Origin of the sequence: Oikeobacillus pervagus, assembly GCF_030813365.1 — a bacterium.
GTDB lineage: Bacteria > Bacillota > Bacilli > Bacillales > DSM-23947 > Oikeobacillus > Oikeobacillus pervagus.
Map to the genome: position 1 here is coordinate 60,810 of NZ_JAUSUC010000017.1, position 6,000 is coordinate 66,809.

General features: G+C 36.9%; 5 protein-coding genes and 1 pseudogene. All 6 read left to right on the top strand.

Annotated elements, in window-relative coordinates:
- Nucleotides 1-4: 4 nt before the first annotated feature.
- A complete protein-coding gene (locus J2S13_RS08460) occupies nucleotides 5-1,105 on the top strand; it encodes a glycosyltransferase (protein ID WP_307257299.1) in 1,101 nt (366 codons plus the stop codon).
- 3 nt (nucleotides 1,106-1,108) lie between these two features.
- Nucleotides 1,109-1,585 carry a PssD/Cps14F family polysaccharide biosynthesis glycosyltransferase gene (pssD, locus tag J2S13_RS08465; RefSeq protein WP_307257300.1) on the top strand — a complete coding sequence of 159 codons (477 nt, stop codon included), beginning with the start codon at nucleotides 1,109-1,111 and terminating at the stop codon, nucleotides 1,583-1,585.
- On the top strand, nucleotides 1,582-2,067 hold the full coding sequence (gene pssE / locus J2S13_RS08470) for a PssE/Cps14G family polysaccharide biosynthesis glycosyltransferase (RefSeq protein WP_307257301.1): 486 nt from the start codon (nucleotides 1,582-1,584) through the stop codon (nucleotides 2,065-2,067). The genes pssD and pssE overlap by 4 nt, the downstream gene beginning before the upstream one ends.
- A 10-nt stretch (nucleotides 2,068-2,077) precedes the next feature.
- Complete coding sequence (gene murJ, locus J2S13_RS08475; protein WP_307257302.1) at nucleotides 2,078-3,598, top strand: murein biosynthesis integral membrane protein MurJ; 1,521 nt, start codon at nucleotides 2,078-2,080, stop codon at nucleotides 3,596-3,598.
- 187 nt (nucleotides 3,599-3,785) lie between these two features.
- On the top strand, nucleotides 3,786-4,844 hold the full coding sequence (locus tag J2S13_RS08480) for a glycosyltransferase family 4 protein (protein WP_307257303.1): 1,059 nt from the start codon (nucleotides 3,786-3,788) through the stop codon (nucleotides 4,842-4,844).
- Nucleotides 4,845-5,665: 821 nt separating this feature from the next.
- Nucleotides 5,666-6,000 (top strand): annotated as a pseudogene (locus tag J2S13_RS08485) (group II intron reverse transcriptase/maturase); the annotation flags it as partial.

The following is a 6,000-nucleotide window of genomic DNA, read 5'->3' on the forward strand; positions in this document are numbered from 1 at the left end:
CTAGATGAGTAAAAAAGTATTAGTCATATCCAATATGTATCCGACAGATGAGCATAAGAGTTTCGGTATTTTTGTGGAAAATCAAGTGAAGGCATTGCGGGCACATGGTTTGAAGGTGGATGTTTCTGCAATAAAGGATCCAAGAAATGGGAAGGTCCATGTACTTCGCAAATATTTAACTTGGTTTCTACAAACACTAGCGATATTAATTTTCAAAGGGCGACAATATGATGTTGTTCATGCTCATTATGTCTTTCCTAGCGGGGTATTAGGCCTACTGTTTAAGAAACTTTGGAAAACAAAACTTGTCGTTACGGCACATGGCGGAGATATTGATAAGATGGCAAGAAAGAATGCCAAGATTCATCGATGGACAAAAGAAATTCTGAAACAAGCAGATGAGGTTATCGCAGTTGGACACGAGCTTAAAGCTACTATTGAAGAAGAATTTTATGTACATAGGAATAAAATTACCTTATTAAATATGGGTGTAAATAGAGAAATATTTTATCCGATGGATCGACAAGAGGCAAAAAGGAAATTACAGTTAATGGAGGATAAGCCTCACCTTCTCTTTGTTGGGAATCTTATTGAGCAAAAAGGGCTCCTGGAACTTTTTCAAGCGGTAAGTAGTCTTAAAAAGGAGAATGGGGCGGTAAGGCTAAGCGTGATCGGTGCGAATAAAGATGCACATTTTTATGGTGTGTTGACGAGACTACAAAAGGAATTACAATTAGAAGAAGATATCCATTTTCTCGGGGTGAAGAATCAGCAAGAGGTAGCATTATGGATGTCTGCCTCAGATGTATTCGTTTTACCATCACATATTGAAGGGTTTGGTCTAGTCGCTTTAGAAGCGATGGCTTGTGGTACCCCTGTTGTAGGAACAAATGTTGGAGGTTTAAAATATTTGTTAGCGGAGGGTGCAGGGTGTATTGTAGAAGTACAAAATCCTTCAAAGCTACAAGATGGGATTGAAAAAGTTCTACATGAGCGGACATTTCGTTCCCAGTTAATTGAAAAAGGACTTCAAAACGCAGAGGAAAATGATCAAGAAAAGATTATCGATAAACTTTTATCATTATATTTTCCTACTGGAGGGTAGGATATGAGACAAAAAAAGAAAAAGGTTGTATTTATTTCTTCTCTTGGGGGACATTTAACTCAATTATTACAGTTAAAACCGCTATTTGAGAAATATGATTACCATATTATTACGGAAAAATCTGTTATAACGAAAGAATTAAATAAAGAGTATCCCATTTCCTTTCTTATTTATGGGGCAAGAAACTACCCTATTCGTTACATCTTTAAATTTTCTATAAATATTATCAAGTCATTTTACTATTTTCTAAAAATCCGTCCAGATGTTGTTATATCTACAGGGGCACATACAGCTGTTCCAATGTGTTATATTGCTAAGCTCTTTCGAAAAAAGGTTATTTTCATCGAAAGTTTTGCCAAAACATCTACGCCCACTTTATCAGGAAGAATGATCTATCCAATTGCAGATCTATTCATTGTACAGTGGGAAGGAATGAAGAAACATTACCCAAAAGCTGTATATGGAGGGTCAATCTATTGATATTTGTCGTATTAGGAACTCACGAACTATCGTTTCAAAGACTTTTACATCTAATTGAGGATGAGATTAAAGATAAAAGGATTACAACTGAAGTTATTGTCCAATCTGGTCATACGAAATATGAGTCCTCCCTTATGAAATTGATTCCATTTATGACGTATGGAGAAATGGAAGAATTTTATAGACAAGCGGATTTAATTATTACTCATGGGGGGACAGGCTCCATCACAATGGGGGTTAAAATGCATAAAAAAGTGATAGCTGTTCCCCGGCTTAATAAGTATGGCGAGCATAATGACGATCATCAACTAGAGATTGTCCGTCAGTTTACGAATGCGGGACATATTTTATCCTGGAATGAAGGGGAGGATTTTTCTTGTGTTCTTCAGCAAATTGAAGACTTTCAACCAGTCCCTTTTATTAGCGGGAGAAGTAAAATTTTAACAATTATTGAAGATTTCATTTCCAACCAGGTAAAGTAGGGGTTAAAAAGTGAAAAAGTATTCTTTATTAACGGTCATTGGCGCCGTTGCTATTGTAAATTTATTGGCACGTCTACTTGGCTTTTTCCGTGAAGTGATCATCGGGTATCACTTTGGAACATCAGTTGAAGCTGATGGCATTATCACGGCTTATACGATTCCTAATTTTCTATACATCACTGCAGGCGGAGCCATTACGACCGCCTTTATTAGTTTGTATACAAAAGGGAATGATTTTCAGCAAAGAGAATTAAAAGGACTTATTTTTACCTATACGGCTATATTTTTTAGTATCATTAGCGTGCTCTTTTTTGTCTTACCGGAATTTTTTATCTCCTCTTTTTTCCGTGGCTTAACAGCGGAAGAAACTCATCTGACAAGCACTCTTTTTCGATTCATGGGACTAGGAACTGTGTTTTTTGTTCTATCTATGTATTTGTCAGGACTATTAAATTCTCATGGGAAGTACCAACACTCTGCATGGGCCCCCTTTCTAAATAACCTTCTTTTTGTGGTCATCGCTCTAATCGGTTATCCCCTATTTGGGATTCAAGCGTACTCTTTTGGAGCTTTTATTGGTGCTGTAGGAATGTATTTTCTAGTGCATAAAGCGGTGAAATCTTTTCACTTATTCGATTTTAAATGGCGACTAAAAGGCACAGATCATGCTTTGGTTAAGCGCTTTTTTAAAATTTCTTTGCCGATTTTTTTTGGTGGAGCGACATTACAATTTTATTTTTTAGTACATCGTATATTTGCTTCCTACTTAGATGCGGGAATATTGGCAGCATTGAATTATGCGTCGAAGCTTGTTCAGCTTCCCCAAACGATTTTAATGACAGCTGTTACAACGGTTATTTATCCATTTATCTCTAGGAAAATAGCAGAAAAGGATATGAATAGTTTGTCAAAATTATATACAAATGGTTTGTCCTATATGTTATTTCTCATGGTTCCTGTCACCATGTTTATCCTTTTCTATTCGAATGAGTTAATTAAGCTTGTATTTGAGTATGGTTCGTTCAATGCCTCTTCAACGAAAATAACAGGTGGCTTATTCATGATTTTCTCTGTGGGTATGTTCGCCCATGCAGCAAATGTTTTTATTACTCGCTTTTTTTACGCGACCGAAAAGCCACTTATTCCGGTTTTATCCGGGATCATTGCTGTTTTTGGGGTCAACATCGTCATTGTGGTTTCATTTATTAATAAAGCAGGTGCAGAGGCGATCGCTTGGGGAACAACTATAGCAGCTTATTTTCAACTGGTCATATTAATGATTTGGACACGAAAATCTTTACACATTCATTTATTAAAATATACGAATGTCATAAAAATATTCGTACTATTACTTCTATTACTACCAATAAGCTGGGTCACGAAGCAATTTACGAATACTTTAGAAATTAAATTTATATCCATTATCATAGGAACATTAGTCATTGGTGGTTCTTATCTCATTTTGGCAGTCTTATTCAAAGTTAAAGAAGTATATCAATTGCCATTCGTTAAAAGATGGTTGAAAATTTAGAAGAATAGTTAATTCTTTTCGACATTTTTTACTATAACGAACTGTGAATATACAATTCTCGTATTCATATATTCTCAAATTGGGCTTGTTATGGTATAATCCTTCAAGATGTGTAAATAAATTTGGAAATTGTTTTACGTTTTGATATGAATGAAAGTTGGGCATGTTAATTTTAAGGAGGGTCTATATGTTATATTTGACCTTGATACTTTGCTTTATTTGTTCTGTACTGATTACACCATTAGTAAAGAAGTTGGCCTTCAAAATTGGTGCCACAGACAAACCAAATTACCGAAAAGTCCATCAAAAAATTATGCCGCGATTAGGCGGTTTAGCAATATTTATCAGTTTCCTTTTAGGTGTCGTCATTCTTCGCCCTGAAGATCCAACATTGAATGCCTGGGCGATTATTGCTGGAAGTTTCGTCATCATCTTAACTGGAGTACTTGATGACATGATTGAACTATCAGCAAAAATCAAGTTAGCAGGTCAATTAATTGCCGCTTTACTTGTTGCCGTATGGGGTGGAGTTCAATTGGAATTTATTAACTTACCATTCGGAGGCGAGTTACAATTTGGGTTTATGAGTATCCCACTAACACTTCTTTGGATTGTAGGGATTACCAATGCCATTAACTTAATTGATGGTTTAGATGGTCTTGCGGCAGGAGTTTCTTCCATTGCTTTAATTACGATTGCTGGAATGGCTGTCGTGATGGGAGATACCTATGTAGCCATTATGGCCTCCATTTTATTGGTAAGTACCATTGGGTTTTTGTTTTACAATTTTCACCCGGCGAAAATTTTCATGGGTGACACAGGGGCTTTATTTTTGGGATACATGATCGCGGTATTTTCCTTACTCGGATTCAAGAATATTACCGTGATTTCCTTAATCATACCTGTTATTATACTCGGGGTTCCGATTTCTGATACATTCTTTGCGATAATTAGAAGAATTGTTAACAAACAGCCATTATCGGCACCTGATAAATCACATTTACATCACTGCCTATTAAGATTAGGTTTTTCCCATAAACAAACCGTCTTGATCATATATGCAATCGCCGCATTATTTGGATTAGCAGCTATTATTTTCTCACAATCCACAATGTGGGGAGCCATTCTCGTCATTGCAGTACTGCTCTTGGCCATCGAGATATTCGTTGAAAGCATAGGACTTGTAGGAAAAGACTACCAACCTATTTTAAAATTAGTAAAAACAAAAAATGTAAGAAATCGCTAAACAGTTGTTTAGCGATTTTTTTATTAGGGGAGAATTGGATTTAACGCAAAAATCAGTGGGAAATAATCATATATTCTGGGAAATGTTCAAATACCTGGGGAACAAGCGCAAATAAGTGAATGAGTAGTGCAAATCCTGCTGGGAAATGATCAAAAACCTGTGGGAAATGAACAAAAGCCCATTTTGAGAATGAAGAGTTCAGAGTGAAATGCCACAAAATTTTACCATCACGCTAGAAATTGTCCCATAATAAAACAAAAACCTTGTGACTTCAAAAGTTCACAAGGTTTTTGTTTTGTGCGCCCGGCATGGGCTATAACTTGGTGGTGAAAGTCCACTACAGGCTTTGCAGTAGGAACTGTTAGCGAAAGACAAGGGTGTTCAGGGTGACCTGAAATCTGAAGGAAGTCGGACGCAAAATCCCGAACTGACGAACAGAAACTGTATACAAGGCTGAATTGGAATGGATGAGTTTGCAAAACAAAACAAAGTCCGATACTGCACGAGTTCCATACAGTAAATACAGCAGTTACATGGGAGGAAGGTTATAACTCTTACCCGGGGAGGTCTCACGAGGGTTATTTAATTAACAATTGACTTAATGATAAGCCAATGAATCGTGAGAAGTCAGCAGACGCCATAGTAATTTCAAATAGAAATGAAGGGCTGAACAATCTTAAATCTTGAAGAACAAGGAGGTGCAGACATCACCGCTCAAGCGCAGAAAACCATCGCGGTAATAACCAAAAAGATGGCTACCTATGGAGAGATAAGTTGGAAACTAAAGGGTACACAGGAGAGCGTAGGGATGTCGCATGGATATGGAGAAGCAAGATGGTATCAACTTAATCGAACAAGTAGTTTCTGATAGTAATCTTTGGAATGCATACGAGAAAGTTTTCGCAAATAAAGGTGCCCCAGGTGTGGATGGAATAACGGTCTATCAACTTAAAAGCCACATGAGCAAATACTATGAACCATTAAAACAGAAATTAAGAGATGGGAGCTATCAACCGCAACCAGTTAAAAGGGTTGCCATCCCAAAATCTGATGGCACAAAGCGATATTTGGGTATTCCATGTGTTTTAGACAGAGTAGTGCAACAAGCTATTCTCCAAATCATTGACCCAATTATTGACCCACATTTCTCGGATAA